This is a genomic window from Clostridium sp. AM33-3 (genome assembly GCF_003480315.1).
Taxonomy (GTDB): Bacteria; Bacillota; Clostridia; order Lachnospirales; family Lachnospiraceae; genus Brotaphodocola.
Map to the genome: position 1 here is coordinate 218253 of NZ_QUIV01000002.1, position 23589 is coordinate 241841.

At 51.3% G+C, this 23589-nt stretch carries 24 protein-coding genes; 6 read left to right on the forward strand and 18 right to left on the reverse strand.

Going from position 1 to position 23589, the window contains the following annotated elements; translation table 11 throughout:
- Positions 1 to 81 precede the first annotated feature (81 nt).
- The 11 genes from DW819_RS02285 to DW819_RS02335 all read right to left on the reverse strand — a co-directional run bounded on the left by DW819_RS02285 (position 82) and on the right by DW819_RS02335 (position 10707).
- The gene (locus tag DW819_RS02285; protein WP_118731881.1) at positions 82 to 1023 is read right to left on the reverse strand and encodes a succinylglutamate desuccinylase/aspartoacylase family protein; all 942 of its coding nucleotides are present in this window, start codon (positions 1021 to 1023) and stop codon (positions 82 to 84) included.
- A 19-nt stretch (positions 1024 to 1042) separates the two neighbouring features.
- Positions 1043 to 1822 (reverse strand): dipeptide/oligopeptide/nickel ABC transporter ATP-binding protein, encoded by a 780-nt coding sequence (locus DW819_RS02290; protein WP_118731882.1) that lies wholly within the window; start codon positions 1820 to 1822, stop codon positions 1043 to 1045.
- Entirely contained in the window at positions 1815 to 2645 is an 831-nt protein-coding gene (locus tag DW819_RS02295; RefSeq protein ID WP_118731883.1) for an ABC transporter ATP-binding protein, read from the reverse strand. Before DW819_RS02295 ends, DW819_RS02290 begins: the two co-directional genes overlap by 8 nt.
- Positions 2645 to 3466, reverse strand: a complete 822-nt coding sequence (gene opp1C / locus DW819_RS02300; protein ID WP_118731884.1) for a nickel/cobalt ABC transporter permease — start codon at positions 3464 to 3466, stop codon at positions 2645 to 2647. The genes DW819_RS02295 and opp1C overlap by 1 nt, the downstream gene beginning before the upstream one ends.
- The gene (opp1B, locus tag DW819_RS02305; RefSeq protein WP_118731885.1) at positions 3466 to 4407 is read right to left on the reverse strand and encodes a nickel/cobalt ABC transporter permease; all 942 of its coding nucleotides are present in this window, start codon (positions 4405 to 4407) and stop codon (positions 3466 to 3468) included. The genes opp1C and opp1B overlap by 1 nt, the downstream gene beginning before the upstream one ends.
- 107 nt (positions 4408 to 4514) lie before the next feature.
- Positions 4515 to 6143, reverse strand: a complete 1629-nt coding sequence (gene nikA / locus DW819_RS02310) for a nickel ABC transporter substrate-binding protein (RefSeq protein ID WP_118731886.1) — start codon at positions 6141 to 6143, stop codon at positions 4515 to 4517.
- A gap of 153 nt (positions 6144 to 6296) precedes the next feature.
- Positions 6297 to 7199, reverse strand: a complete 903-nt coding sequence (locus DW819_RS02315; protein ID WP_118731887.1) for a LysR family transcriptional regulator — start codon at positions 7197 to 7199, stop codon at positions 6297 to 6299.
- A 161-nt stretch (positions 7200 to 7360) separates the two neighbouring features.
- A complete protein-coding gene (locus DW819_RS02320; RefSeq protein WP_118731888.1) occupies positions 7361 to 8653 on the reverse strand; it encodes a dihydroorotase in 1293 nt (430 codons plus the stop codon).
- A 32-nt stretch (positions 8654 to 8685) separates the two neighbouring features.
- A complete protein-coding gene (locus DW819_RS02325) occupies positions 8686 to 9138 on the reverse strand; it encodes a threonine/serine exporter family protein (protein ID WP_118731889.1) in 453 nt (150 codons plus the stop codon).
- A gap of 22 nt (positions 9139 to 9160) precedes the next feature.
- The gene (locus DW819_RS02330) at positions 9161 to 9961 is read right to left on the reverse strand and encodes a threonine/serine exporter family protein (protein ID WP_118731890.1); all 801 of its coding nucleotides are present in this window, start codon (positions 9959 to 9961) and stop codon (positions 9161 to 9163) included.
- Positions 9958 to 10707, reverse strand: a complete 750-nt coding sequence (locus DW819_RS02335) for an MBL fold metallo-hydrolase (protein ID WP_118731891.1) — start codon at positions 10705 to 10707, stop codon at positions 9958 to 9960. The genes DW819_RS02330 and DW819_RS02335 overlap by 4 nt, the downstream gene beginning before the upstream one ends.
- A 188-nt stretch (positions 10708 to 10895) precedes the next feature.
- On the opposite strand from DW819_RS02335, the gene DW819_RS02340 reads away from it, so the two are divergent.
- Together DW819_RS02340 and DW819_RS02345 are read left to right on the forward strand one after the other, a co-directional pair.
- Positions 10896 to 12098, forward strand: coding sequence for an aminotransferase class I/II-fold pyridoxal phosphate-dependent enzyme (locus DW819_RS02340; RefSeq protein WP_118731914.1), 1203 nt, complete (start codon positions 10896 to 10898; stop codon positions 12096 to 12098).
- Between the two features lie 121 nt (positions 12099 to 12219).
- On the forward strand, positions 12220 to 12762 hold the full coding sequence (locus tag DW819_RS02345; RefSeq protein WP_118534417.1) for an NADH peroxidase: 543 nt from the start codon (positions 12220 to 12222) through the stop codon (positions 12760 to 12762).
- Between the two features lie 70 nt (positions 12763 to 12832).
- Here DW819_RS02345 and DW819_RS02350 read toward each other — a convergent pair whose 3' ends face one another.
- Positions 12833 to 13645, reverse strand: coding sequence for a YoaK family protein (locus DW819_RS02350; RefSeq protein WP_243025496.1), 813 nt, complete (start codon positions 13643 to 13645; stop codon positions 12833 to 12835).
- A gap of 218 nt (positions 13646 to 13863) precedes the next feature.
- On the opposite strand from DW819_RS02350, the gene DW819_RS02355 reads away from it, so the two are divergent.
- Complete coding sequence (locus DW819_RS02355; RefSeq protein ID WP_118731892.1) at positions 13864 to 14808, forward strand: AEC family transporter; 945 nt, start codon at positions 13864 to 13866, stop codon at positions 14806 to 14808.
- Between the two features lie 120 nt (positions 14809 to 14928).
- Here DW819_RS02355 and DW819_RS02360 read toward each other — a convergent pair whose 3' ends face one another.
- The 6 genes from DW819_RS02360 to DW819_RS02380 all read right to left on the reverse strand — a co-directional run bounded on the left by DW819_RS02360 (position 14929) and on the right by DW819_RS02380 (position 20574).
- Positions 14929 to 16047 carry an ABC transporter substrate-binding protein gene (locus DW819_RS02360; protein WP_118731893.1) on the reverse strand — a complete coding sequence of 373 codons (1119 nt, stop codon included), beginning with the start codon at positions 16045 to 16047 and terminating at the stop codon, positions 14929 to 14931.
- A 44-nt stretch (positions 16048 to 16091) separates the two neighbouring features.
- Entirely contained in the window at positions 16092 to 17222 is a 1131-nt protein-coding gene (locus tag DW819_RS15875; RefSeq protein ID WP_243025498.1) for an ABC transporter substrate-binding protein, read from the reverse strand.
- A 33-nt stretch (positions 17223 to 17255) separates the two neighbouring features.
- Positions 17256 to 18050, reverse strand: coding sequence for an ABC transporter permease (locus DW819_RS15880; protein WP_243025500.1), 795 nt, complete (start codon positions 18048 to 18050; stop codon positions 17256 to 17258).
- The gene (locus tag DW819_RS02370) at positions 18050 to 18862 is read right to left on the reverse strand and encodes an ABC transporter permease (protein ID WP_118731894.1); all 813 of its coding nucleotides are present in this window, start codon (positions 18860 to 18862) and stop codon (positions 18050 to 18052) included. Before DW819_RS02370 ends, DW819_RS15880 begins: the two co-directional genes overlap by 1 nt.
- Positions 18855 to 19931: an ABC transporter ATP-binding protein gene (locus DW819_RS02375; protein WP_118731895.1), complete on the reverse strand. Its 1077-nt coding sequence runs from the start codon at positions 19929 to 19931 to the stop codon at positions 18855 to 18857. Before DW819_RS02375 ends, DW819_RS02370 begins: the two co-directional genes overlap by 8 nt.
- Before the next feature lie 109 nt (positions 19932 to 20040).
- Positions 20041 to 20574, reverse strand: coding sequence for a cupin domain-containing protein (locus tag DW819_RS02380; protein ID WP_118731896.1), 534 nt, complete (start codon positions 20572 to 20574; stop codon positions 20041 to 20043).
- A 264-nt stretch (positions 20575 to 20838) separates the two neighbouring features.
- On the opposite strand from DW819_RS02380, the gene DW819_RS02385 reads away from it, so the two are divergent.
- The 3 genes from DW819_RS02385 to rpiB are packed head-to-tail and all read left to right on the forward strand — an operon-like array spanning position 20839 to position 23468.
- A complete protein-coding gene (locus DW819_RS02385; RefSeq protein ID WP_118731897.1) occupies positions 20839 to 21900 on the forward strand; it encodes a beta-propeller fold lactonase family protein in 1062 nt (353 codons plus the stop codon).
- 12 nt (positions 21901 to 21912) lie between these two features.
- Complete coding sequence (gene aroC, locus DW819_RS02390; protein ID WP_118731898.1) at positions 21913 to 22992, forward strand: chorismate synthase; 1080 nt, start codon at positions 21913 to 21915, stop codon at positions 22990 to 22992.
- A 32-nt stretch (positions 22993 to 23024) separates the two neighbouring features.
- Positions 23025 to 23468: a ribose 5-phosphate isomerase B gene (gene rpiB / locus DW819_RS02395; RefSeq protein ID WP_118534425.1), complete on the forward strand. Its 444-nt coding sequence runs from the start codon at positions 23025 to 23027 to the stop codon at positions 23466 to 23468.
- Positions 23469 to 23589 lie beyond the last annotated feature (121 nt).

Genomic DNA, 23589 nt, shown 5'->3' on the forward strand with positions numbered 1-23589 from the left:
ATAGATGGGAAAAATGTGCTGGTGAAAGAAAATGCCCAGGCACACTGAATATGCCTGGGTATCAGCCTAAGGGTAACAGATTTACAGCTTTCCGTATGCAATGAGCGGATCTCCGCTTCTTACTCCAAGACTTAGAGTGTAGTAAAGCACCACTCCCTCAAATGGGGCAGTATAGCGGGCAATTTCATTTCCATAAGAATCCCTCAGGGTGCCAAGCAAGGCACCCTGTTTTAATTTCTGACCGGCTTCAGACACTGCGGGATACCAGAAGCCATCCGCGGGCGCTTCCTCGTAGACGGCTTTGCGGATTTCGGTCTGCGGAAAGCAGGCAGATACCATGTCCACATGCAGGATTCCCAGATGCCGCATCAGCTCATACACATTTTCCCGGCATGCAGAAACCTCTTCTCCACTCCACAGCCCCCGTTCTCCGCGCTCTACTAAAAGGGCGGGGATGCCGCACTGGGCTGCCCAGCTGTAAAGTCCGTTTCTGGAGGTGGAGGCAACCCGGTAAGGAACGGAGAGGCTTTCAGCGGCTGCACAAGCTGCGGCAGACAAGGATTCCGGAACGGCTGTTGGAAAGAAGAGCAGCGGTGTCAGTGCTTCGTTGACATCGCCACCGTGCAGGTCCATCAGGAAATCCGCTTCAGGGTACAGGGTTTCTTCCAGCACTCTGGCAAGCTGGCTGGAAAAGGTGCCATCGGATTTGCCGGGAAACATCCGGTTTAAGTTTTGTCCGTCGGTCGGGATGGTCTGTTTGCTGCCATGGTAGAAGCCTTCTGGGTTTACCAGGGGAAGAAGGATTACGCGGCCGGAGAGAGCGGCAGGCTCCAGTTCTCTTTTCAGCCGGTTCAGTGCTTCGATGCCGACATATTCACAGCCGTGAACACCGGCTGTCACCACCAGGGTTTTTCCGGGGCGGCAGCCGCAGATCACGGTCATTTCTACAGGATAGGGGCTGGTGACAGGCAGCAGGAGGGTCTGTTTTTCTCCGCTGCCGGCTTTTAAGTCAGACAGTCTCATAAATTTCAAAAATTCTCCTTTAGTCAAATTCGATCATGGAAGCCAGGAGCTTCTTTGCGTATTCGTCTTTGGTCTCCGCAATGTGTGACACCGGGATGTGTTCGGTAATGCGGCCGTGGTAGAGAAAGAGCACGTCATCGCAGATGTAGGTGACAGAGGTCAGGTCATGGGTGATGAAAATATAGGTCAGTCCCAGCTTTTCCTTCAGTTCACGCAGAAGGTCCATGATCTGGACCTGGGTGTGGGCATCCAGGGAGGAGATGGCTTCGTCAAAGAGGATGATCTCAGGCTGGCATGCCACGGCCCGGGCAATGCAGACGCGCTGCAGCTGTCCGCCGGATAACTCGTGTGGATACCGGTCTGCGTAGGAAGCGTTTAAGCCGACCAGCTCTAAGAGGCGGCTGGTTTCTTCTGCCTGGTTTAACCGGATTTTCTGGTTACGCTCTCTTGCGGCCAGTCCTTCCGCAATGATCTCCTTTACCCGGAAGCGTGGATTTGCGGAGGTGGTATAATCCTGGAATACAACACTTAAGCGCTTCTGCAGGTTTTTCCGGCCGCTTCTGGATGCGTAGACGGAAGTACCGTGAATCTTCAGTTCGCCGCTGTCAGGTTTTAACAGGCCGCAGATCACGCGGCCCAGGGTGGACTTTCCACTTCCGGATTCGCCCAGGATTCCAAGGCAGGTTCCCTGGGGCACCTTTAAGGAAACATCAAAGAGAACCTGATCTCTGGTGGTGCCGAACAGTTTTTCCTGGCGTTCGCTGCGGAAACTGACATTGATGTTACTTATTTCAAGCATTGGAACTCTCCTTTCCATGTAAAATCTGGCGGTAGCGGTGCATGACGGCAGAACGTTTCTCCACCAGCATGCGGGTGTACGGGTCATCGGCATGTTTGAGAATGTGGTCGAAGCTTCCGCTGTCGACTACATGTCCGCTGTTCATGACCAGGATGCGGTCGGCAACCTTGGAGATGGCTCCCAGGTCATGGGTAATGAACAGCATGGCGGTGTTTTTCTGCTTTTTGATACGGATAAATTCTTCCAGAATCTCATACTGTGTGATGGCATCGATGGCGGTGGTCGGCTCATCGGCGATCAGAAGCTCCGGCTGCAGGGCCATGGCAATGCCGATCATAATGCGCTGGAGCATGCCGCCGGAAAGCTGGTGCGGGTATTTTTCCAGAACCTCTTCGCCGTTCCGGATCCGCATCTGATCGAGAATTTCCAGACACCGGCTGCGAATCTCCTGGGCGTTCCAGGAGGTGTGGGTGGCAAAGGTTTCAGCCATCTGGTTTCCAATGCGGTAGAGCGGGTCAAAACAGGTCATGGGATTTTGCAGGACCATGGTGATCCGGCTTCCGCGGAGGCGGCGCAGCTCCTCTTTGGTTTCTTTTAACAGGTCCTGGCCGTCAAAGATGGCGCTTCCGGAAACCTGGAAATTCTTATCCAGCAGGCCGAGAACAGATTTTACGGTCATGCTCTTGCCACTTCCGGACTCGCCGAGAATGCCGAGACATTCACCGGGACGGACCTCAAAGCTGACATCTTCCACCAGCTTTTTGGAGACTCTGCGGTGCTGCAGAGTGACATTTAAGTTTTCTACTTTTAAAATGGCAGACATTACAGCACCTCCTTCGGGTCAAGAACATCGCGGATGGCGTCGCCCATTAAGTTAAAAGCAGAAACCAGAACAACGATGGCGATACCCGGTACCAGCATCTGGGCCGGGTTGCTGGTCAGGACATTTTTTGCTTCGCTGAGCATGGCCCCCCATTCCGGCGTCGGAGCCTGTACACCGAGTCCCAGGAAGGACAGGGTGGAAATGTTGATGATGGCCCAGCCTACATCCAGGGAAGAGAGCACGGCCAGGTCTGCCGCAATGGAAGGAACCAGGTGACGGAAGAGGATGAAACGCTCCGGAGTGCCAACACAGCGGGAAAACTGGACAAAGTTCCGGTCGCGGTACTGCATGACGCCGGTGCGGATCATGCGGGCATACCAGGCCCATTTGATGAAGACGTTCGCCAGAATGACGTTCTGGACGTTGATGCCGAGCAGCGCAACGACTGCAAATACCATGATCTGGCTGGGGAAGGAAAGCATCACATCCACCACACGCATGATCAGCTCTTCGGTGATACCGCGGAAATAACCGGCCAGAAGTCCCATCAGGGCGCCCAGTCCAATGGTGCCAAGCATGGTTAAAACAGCAAGCCCAAGGGTTGGGCGGATGCCGTAGACCATGCGGGAAAGAATGCAGCGGCCCAGGTTATCGGTGCCCAGCGGATATTCCTTGCTGAAGTGGGCAAATTTGTTGAGAATGTCGGTAGCGTAAGGGTCATGCGGGGCAATGACCGGGGCAAAGATGCCCATCAGAGCTACGATCAGCACCAGAGAGACGGTACCGACAGCAGTTTTATTATGAAGAAAACGGTGTAACATTAGTTGCCCTCCTTTCGCATACGCGGATCAGACACCGTCTGAAGAATATCAAACAGCAGGTTAAATACGACAAACAGAACGCCGATCAGAAGCACATAGGTCTGGATCACCGGATAGTCCCGGTTGAAAATGGAACTGATGCACAGAGTTCCGAGTCCCGGCCACGCAAATACATTTTCCACGACGATGGTTCCGGAGATCAGCTGCGGAATACTCATACCGATGGCAACGATGCAGGTGTGCATGGAGTTTTTCAGGATATGTTTTACCAGAATGGATTTCTGCGGCAGGCCGCGGACGTTGGCGTAGAGCACATAGTCCTGTTTCATGTTTTCCAGCATATTGTTGCGGATCAGGCGGATATAGGTGGAAATGTAGCTTAAGGATACGGTAAAGGCCGGTAAGATCAGGTGTTTGATGGTTCCGTTTCCACTGGTAGGAAGAAGATCCAGTTTAATGGAAATCAGCCACATCATCAGAAGGCCGACCCAGTAAGCCGGCATGGCGGTGGTCATGAAGACAATGCCGCGCATGATCCGGTCAAACCAGCCATCCTTGTATACCGCGCACAGAAAGCCGATCGGCAGGCTTAACAGGATTACCATGACGAGGGAAGCACCCGCCAGCTGAAGGGTAGCCGGCATGCAGCGCAGCAGCTCACCTGCCACGGTACGGGTCGGGTTCACATAGCTGATGCCGAAGTCACCGCGCAGACAGTCCAGTACCCAGGTGAAATAGCGGACCAGATACGGCTTGTCCAGTCCAAGCTCCGCCCGGACCTCGGCAATGGCTTCTTCGGTAATGATGGGAACCTGGCGTACGCGCAAGGCTACCTCAGCCGGGTCGGATGGGATCAGGTTGATAAAAACAAAGCACACAAAGGAAATAATGAGAAGCAGCGGGATCGCGGAAAGGATTCGCTTGATGATATATGGTTTCAAAACAGTACCTCCGGTAAAAATCAACAAACGTGTGAACCGTAACAATACAAAGCCGCCTCGCGGGAGACGGCTTCGTACACATTTCAGGTTGAATTACTCCTCAGAACTTAGAAAGAGAAATCCTGGAATGGAACTTCATACTGAGTCTGGGTAAAGTGGAAGCCCTTCATATCGGAACGATAAATGGCTTTATTGCACTCATAGGTCAGCGGAATGTAAACCGCGTCCTCATGCAGATGGGTCAGAACATAGGTGTAAAGCTCCTGACGTCTGTCCTCGTCGGTGGTGATGAGGATCTCAGTGATGGCTTCGTCAATCTCGGCTTTATCATCCAGGCCAAGCTGGGCTGCGTAGTCACCGTATACCGGCGCACGCATCGCTGCCAGAGAGGACTGTGGATCATACGGGGTACCCCAGCAGATGTTGAATACCATATCGAAATTACCAGCCTTCATGTTGTCGCGGTAGGACTGCTCCTCCTCACCGTGGATGTTTAAGGAAACACCGATGGTCTGATACTCACTCTGCAGATACTCGGCAATGGATTTCTCGGTAACGCTGTCACTGTTGTAAAGCAGGTCGATGTTTAACTGCTTTCCGTCCTTCTCGCGGATATTGCCGGAACCCATCTTCCAGCCTGCGTCATCCAGGATCTGGCCAGCCAGCTCTAAGTCGTAGGCATACGGCTCCAGGTCAATGTTGCAGTACGGGATGGTTTTTGCAAACAGGGTGTCAGCCGGTTTCTCCAGTCCGTAGAAGATACCGTCAGAGATATTCTGCTTGTTGGTAGCGTGCTGAAGCGCAATGCGCACATCCTTCTCGGAGAGAATATCGGAGGAGGTATTCAGGACAATCTGTCTGGTAGAGGTCGGGTCAGAAAGCTCTACGGTGAACTTATCGCTGTTTAAGTACTGGTTGATGGCATCGGCATCGATCATGTTCTTTCCGAAGATCATATCAATCTCGCCCTTTTCCAGAGCCAGGATACGGGTCTGGTTATCCGGGATGACCTTAACGGTAATGGTTTTGATAGCCGGCTGCTCACCCCAGTAGTTCGGGTTTGCTTTGAAGATGGCATACTCGTCGGTGACAAATTCATCCAGTACATACGGGCCGGTTCCGATATAAGCCTCTACACCATCCTTGGTGCTGCCGTCTTTCATGGCTTTCGGGGAGATCATGGCAAACGGTCTGGTAACACCAAGCTCGGTTAAGAGCGGGTAGTACGGCTCAGACAGCTCGATGACAAAGGTGTTTTCATCCGGAGCGTCAACGCCGACCAGCAGGTGCATCATCTCCAGCCAGGTGTGGCGGTCCTTGTTTTCCAGAATTGCGTCGAAGTTGGCCTTGATGGCATAGGCATCACATTTCTCTCCATCGGAGAACAGGACACCCGGACGGATGTGGAAGGTGTAGACCTTACCGTTCTCGCTGACATCCCAGCTCTCAGCCAGACAACCCTCAAAACCGTCTGCGGTGATGTTGACGAGACCCTCGTACAGCATTTCCTGCGCGTACATCTCGCCGGCATATAAATGCGGGTTTAAATCGCGGATATCGCGGTAGTTTACAAAGATCAGATCTTCTTTCGTATTCTCAGAAGAAGTGGTATTTTCTGCAGCAGCGGAATCTGCGGCAGCAGTAGATGCAGAGTCAGAGGCGGATGAACCGCAGCCGCTTAACACGGCGGTGCCTAAGAGACCTGCAAGAAGCAATGTGCCCCATCTTTTTTTCATAATCAGTGTCCTCCTGTTGTAAAAGCTTGTTATTGTTTCTGTCCACACATCCGGTGCGAACGATGAAAGTATAACATGGGTTAGCAGGAGCTTACTACTGATGAATTTGGAGGGGCTTAGTTATTCCAAAACGTTATAACAAGGGTGAAATCCTTACAAAATTGCCTGAAAATGACGGATGAACCAGTCGGCGGCTGTGCTTAATTTTGCGTCATCCGGGCAGATGTAGCCGATGAGAAGAAAGGGCTCACAGTTGTTGATCTGCAGCTGGCGGACATCGTACTGGCGGTACTGGTCATAGAGAAAATTGATGCCCAGGCTGCAGATATCGGTATTCATCAGCAGGTTGATGGTCAGGTGGTCACTGTTGGTGTAGACGGAATAATGGAGCTGTTCTGTACTGATGGCGCCCAGGCTTACATGGCTTAAATGGTGTTCCACGGAGAAAAAATCCCGCACGCCCCGGACGAAGGAGAGAGAGGAAAGATCCTGAAAGTCAATGCTTTCATCGTGGTAGCGCGGATGATTCGGGCCGACATAAACACAGGCTTCTTTCATATCCAGGGGAATGAATTTCAGCTTTTTGTGGGACAGAATATGCTGGAACTGGTGCAGCTGTTTTTCTGCGATATAGACAACCCCAATCTCGGAAAGTCCCTGGGCAACCCGGTTGCAGATCTCTTCCACGGTGCCTTCTAAGTGTTCTACGATGTAGGAATCGCCCATTTCCTGATAGAAGTCGGTCAGCAGGCGGGAAATCATGTTGCTGGGATAGGTGGCGAGGCTGAATTTCTTGCCCTGGTTCCGGTCGGTCAGGGAGTCGATCAGGCTGACATTGTGGAGAATATTCTGGGCATATTCCCGGACTGTTTCACCATAGGGAGTGATGCGGATACCGCGGCTGCTGCGCTCAAAAAGCGGGCGGCCCAACTCCTTTTCCAGGGAACTGATTACCTTGCTGACATTGGGCTGTGTGGTGTAAAGGCATTCGGCAGCCTGGTTAAAGCTGCCTTTTTCGCAGGTGATCATAAAATATTCCAGCTGACGTAATTCCATAGTATCCGATTCCTCCTGAATAAAGTGCCTGCTTCCGTTCAAAGAACATTCCTGATATGCACACGGTAAGCGTTTGCTAACCACTATAACAGAAAAAAAGAAGGGAGACAACCGGTGAATTCGGAAGTCTCCCTCTAAAAGGCCGTTATTGAGAAAAAATATCAGTTATTCCGGAGGGGAATAGCAACATAAGCAATCTTTCCGCCGCAGATGGTGTATTTTACTTTTCCGTAAAGCTCCTCACCGATGAACGGAGAGTTGGTGGCTTTGGATTTGAATTCCTTTACGGTCCATTTTTCGTTTGGATCGAAGAGTACCAGATCGGCATCTGCACCGGTGCTTAAATGGCCCTTGTTTCCCTCCAGGTGGTAGAGGATGGCCGGGTTCAGGCTCATCTTTTCCATGAGCTGCGGCATGGTCAGGACATCTTCCCGGACCAGGTTGGTGACACCAAGAGCCAGTGCGGTTTCCAGGCCGATGATGCCGCTCGGTGCTTCGGTAAGCGGTTTTGCCTTCTCCTCTGCGCTGTGCGGTGCGTGGTCGGTGGCAATGATGTCGATGACGCCTTCCTTTAAGCCGCGGAGAATCTCCTGTTTATCCTCAAGCGTGCGAAGCGGCGGGTTCATTTTCGCCAGGGTGCCGTGTTTTAAGACTGCGGTCTCATCCAGACTGAAATGGTGCGGGGTAACTTCTGCCATGACATGAGCGCCAAGCTGCTTGGCCAGTTCTACCATGCGGACGGAGTGCCCGGAGCTGATATGCTGGATATCGATGAGGGCACCGGTGTGCAGGGCCAGCATGCAGTCGCGGGCTACCAGAACATCCTCTGCGGCAGCGGGAGAGCCGCCAATGCCGAAGTGCTCGGACACGGCACCGCGGTTGATGCCGTTATTGGTGATAAGCGTCGGATCTTCTTCGTGGAAGCTTAACGGTACGTTTAAGCGGACAGCCTCTTCCATAGCTTTTTTAACCAGAGCACTGTCCTTTAACGGAATACCGTCATCGGTGAAGCCAGCAGCGCCGTGGGCCTTCAACAGCTCCATGTCGGTGAGAACCTCGCCCTTCATGCCGACCGTGATATTGGCAGCGCTTAAGACATTGATCGGAGTCTTTTTGCCTTCTGCCAGCACATATTCGAGGGTTTCCACGTTATCAACCGGCGGTTTGGTGTTGGCCATGCAGACCACGGTGGTGAATCCGCCTGCGGCAGCGGCAGCAGCACCGGTATGAATATCTTCCTTATAGGTAAGTCCCGGATCACGGAAGTGCACGTGAACATCAATGAGTCCCGGAGCCACCACAAGACCGGTGGCGTCGATCACCCGGGCATCCGGGTATTTTTCTTTTAAATCATTTCCAAGCTCCAGGATCTTTTTGTCGTCTGTGACCAGATCCATGACCTGGTCCAGTCCTGATTTCGGGTCGATGACCCGTCCATTCTGAAGTAACAGCATAATGATTCCTCCTGTATCTTATCTGTAAAATATTATTGTTTTTGATGGAGCCTCTGATTGCCGATCTGAAATACCGTCTGCGGAATTTCAAAAACGAACACGATCCCAAGTACAATGGCAACTGCCATTTTGACGGCATCAAAACCGGTCTGGACAGCCAGATAAAGCTGATCTGTGACCGTGTAGTAGGCTGCCCGGTAGATTCCTGCACCCGGCACCAGCGGGATGATGCCGGAAATCAGAAAGATGGTGACCGGGCACCGCTTCCGCACCGCAAACCATCGTGACATGAGGATCACAATGACCGTGGCGGCGAAGGTGGCAATAGAGACAGAGCTGTAGGGCAGCAGAAGCAGGTAGGCAAGCCAGCTCACGCCGCCAATGAGGGCACAGCTGGGATAATAGCGGGCCGGAACGCCAAACAGCAGGGAAAATCCTATGGTGGCCATGGCGGCCGCACAGGTCTGAATCAGTAGGTGCAGCATGAAGAACCTCTCTTTCCTATTATTATGGAAGCAGCGGAGCCCCGGCTATATTTCCGTACAGCGCAAGCACCACGCCGACACCGATGGCAATGCAGAAAAAGCTTATGACGGCATCGAGCATTCGGACAGAGCCGGAAATGTAATCACTGTCGACCATGTCGCGGATAGCGTTGGTGAAGGCAACTCCGGGAACCATGAGGATAATGCCGCCGATGATCATGGCATCAAAATTTTCTCCGGGGCCGAAGCGGTAACAGAGGATGCAAAGAAAGGTGATCCAGGCACTGCCGAGAATGGTGCGCACGATCCGTCCCAAATGCGGATTGCCGAGATACACGGCATAGGCCTGATACAGGCTTCCGACAACAATGGAACATAAAAAATCCCACGGCGAGCCGCCGAACATGACGCCAAAGCAGGCACCGGCGAGCCCGGCCACGGCAATCTGCAAAGCAGCAGGAAAGCCCGGATGCTCCTCGATGCGGGTCAGCTCTCTGCGTACATTCTCCGGGGAAAGCCCTTCTTCCTCAATGCGCCTTGATAGCTGGTTTACTTCCGCAACTCTGCGCAGGTTGGTATTGTTGACAGGCACCTGCAAAACCTTGGCAAACAGGGGTTCCGTCTCATCTCCGCAGCTTAGAAAAATACCGTTACTCAGCACGAAAATATGGACAGAATGAAGTCCGTAGGCGCGGCAGATATGCATGATGGTATCTTCCACGCGAAAGATTTCCGCTCCGTTTTCCAGCTGGATCTGCCCGGCCTTCATGGCGAGGAGCAGGATTTCCTGCTGTGCATGGGCTTTTGTGACTGTGGATATCATGTTGTCTCTCCGCCTGATCGGTTATCCGGAAAAGCCGGAAAGCAAAAACGCTGCCCATCTTTGCGGATATCTGCCACGCGATCCCGGTATTCTGCGCTGCAGTCCAGCTTTTTCAGTGCCGGAATGACGCTGAAATCTTCCCAGAAGTGCATGGGGAAGACCATTTCGGCGCCGACTATCCTCATGAAATCATCCAGTCCCAGGTAAAACAGATCCTCCTGGCGTCCATCTAACGGAACCATGGCAACATCCGGGTGGAAACCGGAAGCTTTGATCTTTTCCAGCTCGCGGCGGTAGTTGGTGCTCATGTTGTTATTCCATGCCAGCTCTTCGCCGTTCCAGCGCCAGTTGTTTAAGTCGCCGGCATGATAGATGGTATAACCGCCGGTTTCTACCATGAAGGCCACGCCCTCATCCGTAGATTTGAAGGCTGTTACGCGAAGCCCGCCGCCTTCCTTCCATTCCAGAACATTTCCCGGATCCATGAACCAGGAGAGGCCGTGCAGGTGCTCCGGTACCTTGTTCTGCCAGATGTCATCGGAAAGGATAAAACGGATGCGGGGGTGAGTGGCTGCCAGATCAAAGATCTTCGGGCTGAAGTGATCTTCGTGGCGGTGGCTCACAAACACGAACAGGTCTTTTGCGGGATCCAGTGGCGGAAGTGCGCCTTCTACAAAATCAAAGAGCAGCAGCGCCTGCTCCGTCTCCAGAAGATAACCGCTGTGGTGGATATACGTGATCGTCATAACGGGAGTCCCTCACTTTCTTTTCATTCATAGTATGTCCATCATAGCACAAAAGGCTTCCAAATCACAGAGAAAGTACCTGGATTTGGAAGTCTTTTGTGTTGTGCATGTAAAATATTGAAGATAGACCGAAAACGCGGTAAGATGAGAATAGATTTACAATGCTGACGAAAGGAAAAAAGGTGATTATGAAATACGATTTTACTTCGATTCTGGATCGCAACGGAAAAGATGCGATTGCAGTAGAGCACATTCCGATTCCGGGCGCACAGGTGAAGGAAGGCTTTGACCGGATCCCGATGTGGGTAGCTGACATGAATTTCCCGACCGCACCAACGGTTGTGGAGGCTATGATGGAGCGTGTGCAGCATCCGGCATACGGATATTTTGATCCATCGGAAGAATATTACGCTTCCATTATCCGATGGCAGGAGAAGCGCAACGGCGTGACCGGACTCGAGCCGGAGCACATCGGCTATGAAAATGGCGTGCTGGGCGGTGTGATCAGCGCCCTGAATGTGATGTGTTCCAAAGGGGACAACGTACTGCTTCATTCCCCGACTTATATCGGCTTTACCATGAGTCTGGAAAACAACGGATATCATATTGTACATTCTCCGCTGGTAAAGGATGAAAACGGTGTCTGGCGCATGGATTTTGAGGATATGGAGAAGAAAATCGTGAAAAACCGTATTCATGCAGCCGTGTTCTGTTCTCCGCACAACCCATGCGGCCGCGTGTGGGAGCGCTGGGAGATTGAGAAGGCCATGGAGCTTTATAAAAAGTATGATGTCTTTGTAATCTCAGATGAGATCTGGTCTGATCTGATTCTGGAAGGACACAAACACATTCCAACTCAGTCCGTGAGTGAGGATGCCAGAAACCGCACGGTAGCTATGTATGCGCCATCCAAGACATTCAACCTGGCCGGTCTGGTGGGAAGCTACCATATTATTTATAACACCTGGCTGCGGGAGCGCGTTCTGAAAGAGTCTTCCTTATCTCATTATAATGCAATGAATGTGCTTTCCATGCACGCGCTGGTTGGAGCGTACAAACCGGAGGGCTATGAGTGGCTGGATGAGCTGCGCCAGGTGCTGACCGGCAATGTAGAATTTGCCTGCAGATATATTCAGGATCATTTTGAAGGTATCGAGGTATCAAAGCCGGAAGGAACCTACATGCTGTTTCTGGACTGCACAAAGTGGTGTGAGAAGCATGGGAAGACGATCGATGAGCTGCAGAGAGCCGGTGTAGAGGTCGGAGTCATCTGGCAGGACGGCAGACCCTTCCATGGTCCGTGCCATATCCGCATGAATCTGGCGTTGCCATTCAGCCGGGTGCAGGAGGCATTCGAACGGTTGGACCGTTACGTATTTCATGCAAATTGAAAAAAAAGAGTTGACAAAATGAGAAACATCTGCTATATTAATATCAGTAACAATTACTAATATCAATCAAGAACAACAAGTTAGAATATCACACATCAAATAAGAAAAGGAGATCTGAGTTATGAAGAAATGGGTTTGTACTGTATGCGGTTATGTTTACGAGGGTGAGGCTGCACCGGAGTTCTGCCCGGTTTGTAAGGCACCGGCTTCCAAGTTCAAAGAGCAGGAGGGCGAGATGACCTGGGCTGCTGAACATGTGGTAGGTGTTGCACAGGGCGTGAGCGAGGATATCCTGGCAGACCTTCGCGCAAACTTCGAGGGTGAGTGCTCTGAGGTTGGTATGTATCTGGCTATGGCAAGAGTTGCTCACAGAGAAGGCTATCCGGAGATTGGTCTTTACTGGGAGAAGGCAGCTTACGAAGAGGCAGAGCACGCTGCAAAGTTTGCAGAGCTGTTAGGTGAGGTCGTAACCGATTCCACCAAGAAAAACCTGGAGATGAGAGTAGCTGCAGAGCACGGCGCAACCGAGGGCAAGTTCGACCTGGCTAAGCGTGCGAAAGCTGCAAACCTTGACGCGATCCATGACACCGTTCATGAGATGGCAAAAGACGAGGCTCGTCATGGCAAAGCATTTGAGGGTCTGTTAAAGAGATACTTTGGTTAAAAATAAGAGATAAAAATAGGAAGGGCCGCTGTTTGTACAGTGGTCCTTCTTGTTTTGAAAATTTCAGTGCTTATCCTTTGGAAATTTTTTGCTGAAATTCGTTTTCGGTTTCTTTCATCAGAAGTTTTTCCTCCTGAAGCTCTTCTTGTCCTTTTTTTACCAGATTCTTTTCTGCCTGAAGTTCTTTCCGTTCTTTCTTTTCCAAAACTTCCAGATCTTCTTCCTCCTCGATTAGCATCAGAAGGAAGCAGAGAATCAGAATTCCGCAGGAAATCCATATGGTGCGGTAGGAAAAATACGTGGTCAGGTGACCGCCGCAGGCTGCGCCAATGGCAAAGGAGGTGATAGCAGTCAGATAGATGGCTGCGGTTTTTCCTTCTTCTTTCTTTTTCCCGGTTATAAACCGGTAGAGATGATCCATACCACTTCGCAGATTGCCGATACACATGGTGCTGGCATAGGCGCTGCCGCTGACCGTGCGGAAGGACTGCACCTGCATGGCACAGGCAAAGGAGGTAAGCGCGTTTGCCAGCCAGTTTACCTGTGGCGGCAGAAAACCGACCACAAAGAGCAGCAGGATTTCCATGACCAGAACCAGATGACGCCAGTGGATCTTTCCAGTGTGGCGGCATTTGCTGCGAATAAAGCAGGCAGTAAGAACGCCAAGCGCAAAACAGAATACCGGGAGAAAATACCGGATGGAATCACGCAAGTCCTCTGAGATCAGATAGCAGCCCATCAGAACAATATTTCCGGTCTGTGCGTTTGCAAAAACATGGTCGCGTAAAAAATAAGAACAGGCATCCTGGGTTCCGCCGGACAGATTCAGCAGAATCATGATGATCAGTGAGTCAGACATTTGATACCCGTGCTTTCGGTTCATGAGCATTCCTTCTTTCCCTTTCCGTTTCATGTTTTACCACTTATTCTGGATAAAATCAATCCATTTTTGCCGGTTTTTTGTTTCACAGGAAATATAGTATCCGTCAATTGACAAAATCAGATTTATGAGTGTATAGTAAAGCTCAGCAAATTACAGTGGTGACGCTAAAGAAAAACTGCGGAAATTTGTAATATATGAAAAAACAGAGGTAGAAATCTATGGAAAATCTGATATTCAGCCTGAATGCCACGATTCCCATCTTTTTGATGATGGTGCTGGGCGTGTTTTTCAGGAAAACAGGGCTTTTGAAGGAAAATATGATCAATGGCCTGAACCAGTTTGTGTTTAAGGCAACGCTGCCGGTATTGCTGTTTGGCGACCTGGCAAAGCAGGATTTTGCCGAGGCATGGAATGGAAAATTTGTAGCGTTCTGCTTTGTGGTGACACTGGTGAGCATTTCTCTTGTAGCGCTGATGTCCATGGCGCTGAAAGACAAATCCCAGCGCGGGGAATTCATTCAGGGTGCATACCGCAGCAGTGCGGCGATCCTTGGCATTGCGTTTATCACGAATATCTATGGCAATTCCGGCATGGCACCGCTGATGATCATTGGCAGTGTGCCGCTTTACAACATTATGGCAGTTGTTGTTCTTTCCTTCACAAAACCGGGACAGAATGGGATGAGTCCGGAACTGATCAAAAAGACCTTAAAGGGAATTGCGACTAATCCGATCATTCTGGGAATTCTGGCAGGTGTATTGTGGTCAGTCTTACGGCTTCCGATGCCAACAATCCTTACAAAGACGGTTTCCAGTCTTGGCGGTCTGACAACACCTCTCGGACTGATGGCAATGGGCGCTGCCTTTAACTGGAGCGAAGCGAAATCCGGCATGGGGCCGGCATTCGCGGCAAGCTTCATGAAGCTGATCGGTCTGTGTACGCTCTTCCTTCCGGTGGCGGTGCTTCTGGGCTTTCGTGAGGCAGAGCTGATCGCAATTTTGGTCATGCTGGGTTCCAGCACCACCGTTAGCAGCTACGTTATGGCCCGGAATATGGGACACAGCGGTGTTTTAAGCTCCAGCATTGTGGCAATCACCACACTGGGAAGCGCGTTTTCCCTGACATTCTGGCTGTATGTGTTAAAGACTCTGGCACTGATCTGAACAGATCAGGTATAAGCAGTCGGTTGTAAATAACTAAAACATAATTGATTAAAACAAAACCCCCCGGGGCGTAGCTTCTACACTGCGTTCCGGGGGTTTATCGTCTTTACTTATCAATATTTACTTGGACTTAACTTCCTTCCATGCCTCATTGTAAAGCTCATCCACATCATCGCCCAGGTACTTTAATACCTCGGCATTCTTGATGGAGTCGATGTCCGGGAAAACTGCCTTGTTGTTCTGCATGTCCTCATCTAACAGCTCAAATGTGCCCTTGTTCGGGGTGGAGTAGGTGATGTACTCAAAGTTCTTCTTTGCGATGTCCGGTCTGCACAGGAAGTTGATCCACTTCTCAGCATTCTCTTTGTTTTTCGCATTTTTCGGGATGACCCAGCAGTCGATGAACAGGTCGGTGCCCTCTTCTGGGATCACATATTCCAGGTTGTCGGTGCCGTCCTCGCCCTGAATGTAGAGCATCTCGCCGGAGTAGATGATGCCGACAGCGGCCTCGCCGCCGATCATCTTGTCACGAACCTGGTCTACCACATAAGCCTGGACCAGTGGCTTCTGGTCGATCAGATCCTGCTTGGCCTTGTTGATCTCATCCGGGTTGGTGCTGTTTAAGGAGTAGCCGTTTTTCTTTAGACCGGTCATGAAGGCGCTGCGGATGCTGTCCTGCATGAGGATCTCGCCGCTTAAGCGCTCATCCCACAGGTCTGCCCATTTGGTCGGTGCCGGAACGCCAAGCTCCTGCAGGCGCTCCTTATTGTAGAGGATGCCGATGGTGCCCCAGGTGTACGGAACGGCGTATTTGTTTTCCGGATCGAAGGATTTTGACAGCTCCATGTAAAGGGGATCAATCTGGTCAATGTTCGGTACATTATCAAAGTTGATCTCAGCCAGAAGGTCGTGCTCGCGCATTTTCTGGATCATGAAATCAGACGGACATACCGCATCGTAGGCAATGCCGCCGGCCTCGATGACCGGATACATCTCCTCGTTGGTCTCGAACAGGTCATAGACAACCTTGATTCCGGTTTCTTCCTCGAATTCATCAATGACGGTTTCATCAATGTACTCGCCCCAGTTGTAAACATAGAGCTCTCCGGCGTCACCGGATGCGGCGGAATCACCGGAATTACCGGAAGCAGAGCTGTCAGACGCAGAAGCGCCGCAGCCAGTTACAGCAAGTGCCGCTGCGGACAGTGCCGCAGCAGATACGATCCATCTTTTTTTCATTTTCTCAATCTCCTCTTGTATTGCGTAATATGTCTGAATTTTATTTAGTTTGCTTTGACTTCTTTCCAGAGCTCATTGTAAATAGCATCTGTCTCATCACCAAGGTACTGATAAACCTCAGAATCCTTCAGGGAATCGATATCCGGGAAGACTGCCTTGTTGTTCTGCATGTCCTCGTCTAACAGCTCGAATGCGCCTTTGTTCGGGGTCGGGTAGGTGATGTACTCAAAGTTTGCCTTCGCGATTTCCGGACGGCACATAAAGTCAATCCATTTTTCTGCATTTTCTTTGTTTTTCGCGTTTTTCGGAATGACCCAGGAATCCAGCCACAGGTTGGTTCCCTCTTCCGGGATCACATATTCCAGATTATAGTCGAGCCCCAGATTTGCAACCTCATCCTGGATATAAAGCATCTCGCCGGAATAGATGACACCGACAGCAGCCTCGCCGCCGATCATCTTATCTCTTACCTGGTCGATGACATAAGCCTGGACAAGTGGTTTCTGGTCAATCAGCTCCTGCTTTGCCTGCTCAAGCTCGTCCTTGCTTTCGCTGTTCATGGAGTAGCCGTCTTTTTTTAATGCTACCATGAAGGCGTCGCGGACGCTGTCCTGCATGAGGATTTCGCCGCTTAAGCGTTCATCCCACAGATCAGCCCATTTGGTCGGTGCCGGAACGCCAAGCTCGTCTAACAGCCTGGTATTGTACAGGATACCGACCGTCCCCCAGCAGTAAGGAACAGAGTATTTGTTTTCCGGGTCAAAGGCCTGGGACATTTCCATGTAAGCCGGATCAATCTGGTCAATATTCGGAATGTTGTCGAAGTTTAATTCAGCCAGCAGGTCGTTTTCGCGCATCTTCTGGATCATATAATCGGACGGACATACGACATCGTAGTTGACAGCACCGGCCTCGATGACCGGATACATTTCCTCGTTGGTCTCAAACAGGTCGTAAACAACGGTAATGCCGGTCTCATCCTCAAACTGGGAGATCACATTCTCGTCAATGTACTCGCCCCAGTTGTAAACGTAGAGCTCGCCGCCATCTGCACTGCCGGAAGCAGCGGAATCCGTGCCGGAGGCTCCGGTGTTTCCGGATGCACCGCAGCCGGACAGAAGGGCGGAAGCGGCAGTAAGGCCTGCCATGGAAATTGCAAATACTTTCTTTTTCATAGTCATCTCCTCTCAATCTTGATTTCGGTAATATTAAGTCTCCTGCTTTTTCTTCGGAGCAAAATTGCTGATCAGAAGCAGGGCCAGGACAGACACGAAGATCACAGTGGACAGTGCGTACATGGACGGCTTGATGCCGCGGCGTACCTCACTGTAGATCAGGGTGGACAGGGTGTTGATGCCAGCGCCTCTGGTAAAGTGGGTGATGATGAAATCATCCAGGGACATGGTGAAGGCCAGCAGAAAGCCGGAAAGCACACCCGGTAAAATGTCCGGGAACACTACCTTAAAGAAGGCCCGCAGCGGGCTTGCGCCAAGATCCAGCGCTGCCTCGTAGGTGAAGCGGTTGGTCTGCTTTAATTTTGGCATGACGCTTAGGATCACATAGGGAATATTGAAGGTGATGTGGGCGATCAGCACGGTTTTAAAGCCAAGGGATACGCCGAAAGCGATGAAGGCCAGCATCAGGGAGATGCCGGTCACGATATCGGCATTTAACATCGGGATATTGGTGATTCCCATGACGATGGTCTGGGGAACCTGTTTCATGCTGCTGATGGCAATGGAAGCCGCAGTGCCGATTATGGTGGCGATCAGTGCGGACAAAAATGCGATCAGCAGGGTGTTCTGCAAAGCGGCCATGATGTTGCGGCTGGCAAACATCTGGGTGTACCACTGCAGCGTGAACCCGCCCCATTGGGTACGGGATTTGGAACTGTTAAAGGATAACACCACCATGGTGGCAATCGGCGCGTATAAAAACAGCATGATGAGCACCAGGTAGAAATCCTGCAGGAACCGTCTGAAATTCTGTCGGATCTTATTCATTAGAATGTACTCCCTTCGCCGTTTTTATCGTATTTTGCGATCAGCGCCATGCTGATCAGGATGAAGACCATGAGAACCAGGGAGAGGCCGGAGCCTAAGTTCCAGTTGCTGCCCTTGGTGAACTCCTGCTCAATGACGTTGCCGATCAGGAGGATCTTGCTGCCGCCCAGTAAGTTGGAGATTACGAAGGTGGTCAGGGATGGTACAAATACCATGGTAATGCCGCTGATGATACCCGGCACGCTTAAGGGAAGCCATACCCACAAAAGCGTCTGGGTAAAGCTCGCGCCCAGGTCCCTTGCTGCGTTGATGGTGTTGTCATCGATCTTGCACAGCACGTTATAGATAGGAAGCACCATAAACGGCAGGAAGTTGTAGACCATGCCCAGGATGATGGCGCCCGGTGTGTTGATCAGGCTCTGGTTCGGCAGGTGCAGGGCGGTTAAGATGCCGTTGATGACACCGCTTTTCTCCAGAAGGGTCTGCCATGCCAGGGTGCGCAGCAGAAAGTTCATCCACATCGGAAGAATGAAGATGAAAACAATGAAGCTGCCCTGGCCGATGCCGCGGTTACGCAGGATCATGGCCAGCGGATAGGCTAAGAGCAGGCAGATGACCGTACTCACCAGGGATAATCCCAGGGAGAGATACAGCGCCTTCACATGCTCCGGGGTGGAGATGGAGAGCACATTTGCCAGGGTGAAAGCCCCGGACTTATCCGTCAGTCCGTAATACACGATCAGAAGCAGCGGAATGACGATGAAACCAACCATCCAGACCAGGTACGGTCCGGCTAACCATTTCTTATTCATTGACTCCCACAGCCTCCTCATCCTCTGATGCCGGTTTGTTCATGATCTGGATATCGAACGGATCCACCTTGATGCCGACCTGTTTTCCTACCGGGCACATATCGGTGCTGTGGACCAGCCATTCGAAGCCGTCCGGAGTGGTAACCTCCATTTCGTAGTGAACGCCTTTGAAGATCAGATGCGTGCAGGTGCCCACCAGGGTGCCCTCGGACGGGTCAACCAGATCAATATCCTCCGGACGGATCACTACGTCAACCGGCTTATTGTTGCCAAAGCCTTTGTCCACGCAGGCGAATCTTGCACCGAAGATTTCAACCAGCTCATCGCGGAGCATGATGCCGGGAACGATGTTGCTCTCGCCGATGAAGTCTGCCACGAAGGCATTTTCCGGCTCGTTGTAGATCTGTTCCGGGGTACCCATCTGCTGGATGTAGCCCTGGTTCATGACTACGATGGTGTCAGACATGGTCAGTGCCTCCTCCTGATCGTGGGTGACATAGATGAAGGTGATGCCAAGCTCATTTTTTAAGCGGATCAGCTCATACTGCATGTCCTGGCGCAGCTTTAAGTCCAGGGCGCCTAACGGCTCGTCTAAGAGCAGCAGGCGAGGCTCGTTGACAATAGCGCGGGCAATGGCGATACGCTGCTGCTGACCGCCGCTTAAGGAGTCTACGGTACGCTTCTCGTATCCGTCCAGGTTTACCAGCTTCAGGGCGTATTTGATCTTATCGTCAATGTAGGCCTTGGATTTTCCCTTGATCTTTAAGCCGAAGGCAATGTTTTCCGCGATATTCATGTGGGTGAACAGGGCATATTTCTGGAATACCGTGTTTAACTGGCGTTTGTTCGGCGGCAGCTTGCTGATGTCAACACCGTCGAAGATGACCTTTCCGGTGTCGGCGGTCTCGAAGCCGCCGATGATGCGCAGGGTTGTGGTCTTGCCGCAGCCGCTGGGACCAAGTAAGGTTACGAAAGAGTTTTCTTTTACGGAAAGGCTGAGGTCATCTAAGACCATGGTATTGTCAAAGCTTTTTGAAATATTGACCAAATCGATCAGGGGCTGTGCCATCGCAGTATTCCTCCTAAAGTAAGTTTATAAATTCACATGTGATATTCGTGACTGTTTTCAAGGTTTTGTATGCTGCAGCCTGGCAGTGTGCGGGCTGCAGCCGGATGGTTTAGAAGCTGGGCGGCGTGCTGACCCAGATCAGCGATGCGCCGTGACGGCTTGTGAGGTAATGCTTCTTGTCCGGGGTAAAGTAGAAGGACTCGCCCTTCTTTGCCCGGTAGGTTTTGTTTCCAAGGTGGATGCAGATGCTTCCCTGCAGCACATAGCCGAATTCCTCGCCCTCGTGCGGGTTGTCCGGGTAGGTAGAGCCCCCGGCCTCCAGGGTGATGAGGATCGGCTCCATCATATTTTTCTGTGCGTTGGGGATGATCCAGCGGATCTCATTTTTCAGCTCCGCATCGTATTTTTCAAAATAATCCGTCTTTCCGAATACGACCTGCTCTTCCGGTGTTTCATTAAAAAACTCACCGAGTGTGGTGCCGAGGCACTGCAGGATATCGGTGAGCGTCGCGATAGAGGGAGAGGTCAGGTTACGTTCCAGCTGGGAAATAAAACCCTTGGAAAGCTCTGCCCGGTCCGCAAGCTCCTCCTGTGTCAGACCCTTCAGGGTCCGTATCTCCTTCAGTTTTGATCCGATATCCATAAAAGCCCTCCATGATCGTACTATCCGAAAAGTTTAGAAATATTAAATGAATGTAAAATGTGCTTCAAAGTTTAGTTTTAGTAAACACAAAGCAAGCTCAATTATACTGGAAAATATCTGTATGTCAATAGATTCAGAATAGATTTTTTTGAGAATCTGTGGTATGCTGATTATTAGTTTCCGGTTTGCCTGTTTTTGGAGCAGACCGGGTGAAAATTCTGACTTTGAACAGAAAATCTAAGCAATGCAACAGGAGGAAGAGCGATGGCTTCAGAAGGAAAGTATATGGCGTATGTCGGTTCCTATTCATATAACGGCAAAGCAAAGGGAATCACCGTTTACGATGTGGACGTGGAAAAGGGAACATTTAAGGAGCGCTGTGAAGTGGAAGTGGATAACTCTTCTTATGTCACGGCATCTAACGATAACAGGACCCTTTACTCTGTAGCAGATGAGGGTGTGGTGGCATTCCGCATTCTGGAGAACGGCAGCCTGTCCCGCTTAAACAGTGCAAAGACCAAGGGAATGAGAGCCTGCCATCTCTCCATGGATAAGGAAGACCGCTATGTGTTTGTGTCCGGCTTCCATGACGGCAAGGCAACCGTGCTGCGTTTAAGAAAAGACGGCGGTGTTGGCGAGATCGTGGATGGTGTGTTCCACAAGGGTCTCGGCAGTGTGGCAGAGCGTAATTTCCGTCCGCATGTTACCTGCTGCAGACGTACGCCGGACAACAAGTATGTCATGATCGTGGATTCCGGACTGGATCAGGTCAAGATCTACCGTTTCAGCGAAAAGGACGAGCATCTGGTCCAGGTAGACACCATTCCGTGTGAGATGGAGTCTGCGCCGCGCAATCTGCGCTTCAGCTCGGATGGCAAATTCTTCTATTTAATGTATGAGCAGAAGAATGTAATCGATGTATTTACCTATGCGACCGGTGACCGTGTGCCGGAGATTGAAAAGATCCAGACGATTTCTACCCTGGGCGAGAAGCACAGTTCCCTGGCAGCTGCATGCTCCTTACGCTTCTCTCCGGATGAGAAGCATATGTTCTGCAGCAATGCCGGAGATGAGAGCGTGGCTGTCTACAGCCGTGATGAGAAAACCGGCCTTCTGGATATGCTGTGTTGTCTGCCGATCAGCGGTGAGTATCCGAAGGACATTTCCGTGTTCCCGGATGATAAGCATCTGGCGGTGATCAATCATGAGAGCAACACTATTACCTTCTTTAAGGTCGATTATGAGAAAAAGCTGCTGATTATGAGCTCCAATGCCATCAAGTGCAATGAGCCAAACAGCTGCATTATTGTGAAGGTAGATGATTAAACGGAGGACAATATGGCAGGATCCACATATGGAACCATCTTCCGCATTATGACCTGGGGAGAGTCTCACGGGAAGGGCGTCGGTGTTACCATCGACGGCTGCCCGGCGGGACTCCCGCTTTGTGAGGAAGATATTCAGACTTATTTAAACAGAAGAAAGCCGGGGCAGAGCAAATTTACCACCGCGAGAAACGAGAGTGACCAGGTAGAGATCCTTTCCGGCGTATTTGAGGGAAAGACTACAGGTACTCCTATTGCCATGATGGTACGCAACACGGACCAGCGCTCCAAGGATTACAGCGCGATCATGGATGTATACCGGCCGGGTCATGCGGATTACTGCTTTGAGCAGAAGTACGGCTTCCGGGATTACCGGGGCGGCGGACGTTCCTCTGCCCGTGAGACCATTGCCCGGGTGGCAGCAGGTGCGGTAGCCTGCAAGCTGCTGGCGCATTACGGTATTACCGTCAATGCCTATGTAAAGAGTATCGGTGAGTTTGAGATTGACCCGAAGCGTTTTGATCTTTCCGAGCGGGATAAGAACAGCCTGAATATGCCGGACAAGGTCGCAGCAGAAGAAACCGCAGAGTTTCTGGAGCGCATGATCGCGGCGCAGGATTCCGTGGGCGGCGTCGTAGAGTGCCTGGTAGACGGTATGCCGGTCGGCGTTGGTGAGCCGGTATTTGATAAGCTGGATGCAAGGCTGGCCGGTGCCATCATGTCCATCGGTGCGGTTAAGGGCTTTGAGATCGGAGATGGCTTTGAGGCAGCGAAGGCCCTGGGCTCCCGGAATAACGACGAATTTTATGTCGATGCTTATGGTAAGGTCAATAAAAAGACCAACCACGCAGGCGGTATTTTAGGCGGCATGAGCGACGGCAGCCAGATCATGCTGCGGGCGGCGTTTAAGCCGACTCCGTCTATTGCGCAGCTGCAGAAGACAGCGAACAATCACGGTGAAAACGTGGAGATCGCAATCAAGGGACGCCACGACCCGGTGGTCGTTCCGAGGGCAGTGGTTGTGGTGGAAGCCATGACGGCGCTGACCATTGTGGATTTGCTGCTGATGGGCAAGAATGCAAAATTGGATTAAACTTAAAATGAAAGGCAGGAAACAGGAAAATTATGAAGAAAATCGCTATGGGCAATGACCACTCCGCAGTGGAGATGAAGGAAGCAATCAAGGCATATGTAGAGCAGAAGGGCTATGAGGTCATCGACTTCGGAACCAATTCCAGCGAAAGCTGTGACTACCCGGCATATGGAGAGAAGGTAGGCCGCGCAGTAGCATCCGGCGAGGCAGATTACGGCATTGCCATCTGCGGTACCGGCATTGGTATCGGCCTGGCAGCAGGTAAGGTAAAGGGCGTTTTAGTCTGCACCTGCAGCGAACCATACAGCGCAAGAATGTCCCGTAAGCATAACAACACCAACGTATTGACCTTTGGTGCCCGCGTGGTAGGCGTGGAGATGGCGAAGATGATCGTGGATGAATGGCTGGACAATGAGTATGAGGGTGGCCGCCACCAGAGAAGAGTGGATATGATCTTCGATATCGAAAACAAATAGCAATTATAGGACGGAACGAATAAAGTTCCGGAAGAGAATGAGACCGCCTTCCTCTATTTTCGCATATCGTTGTTTGCTTGCTCTCACAACACGCGTTCGCCTGCATCGGACTACATCCGCT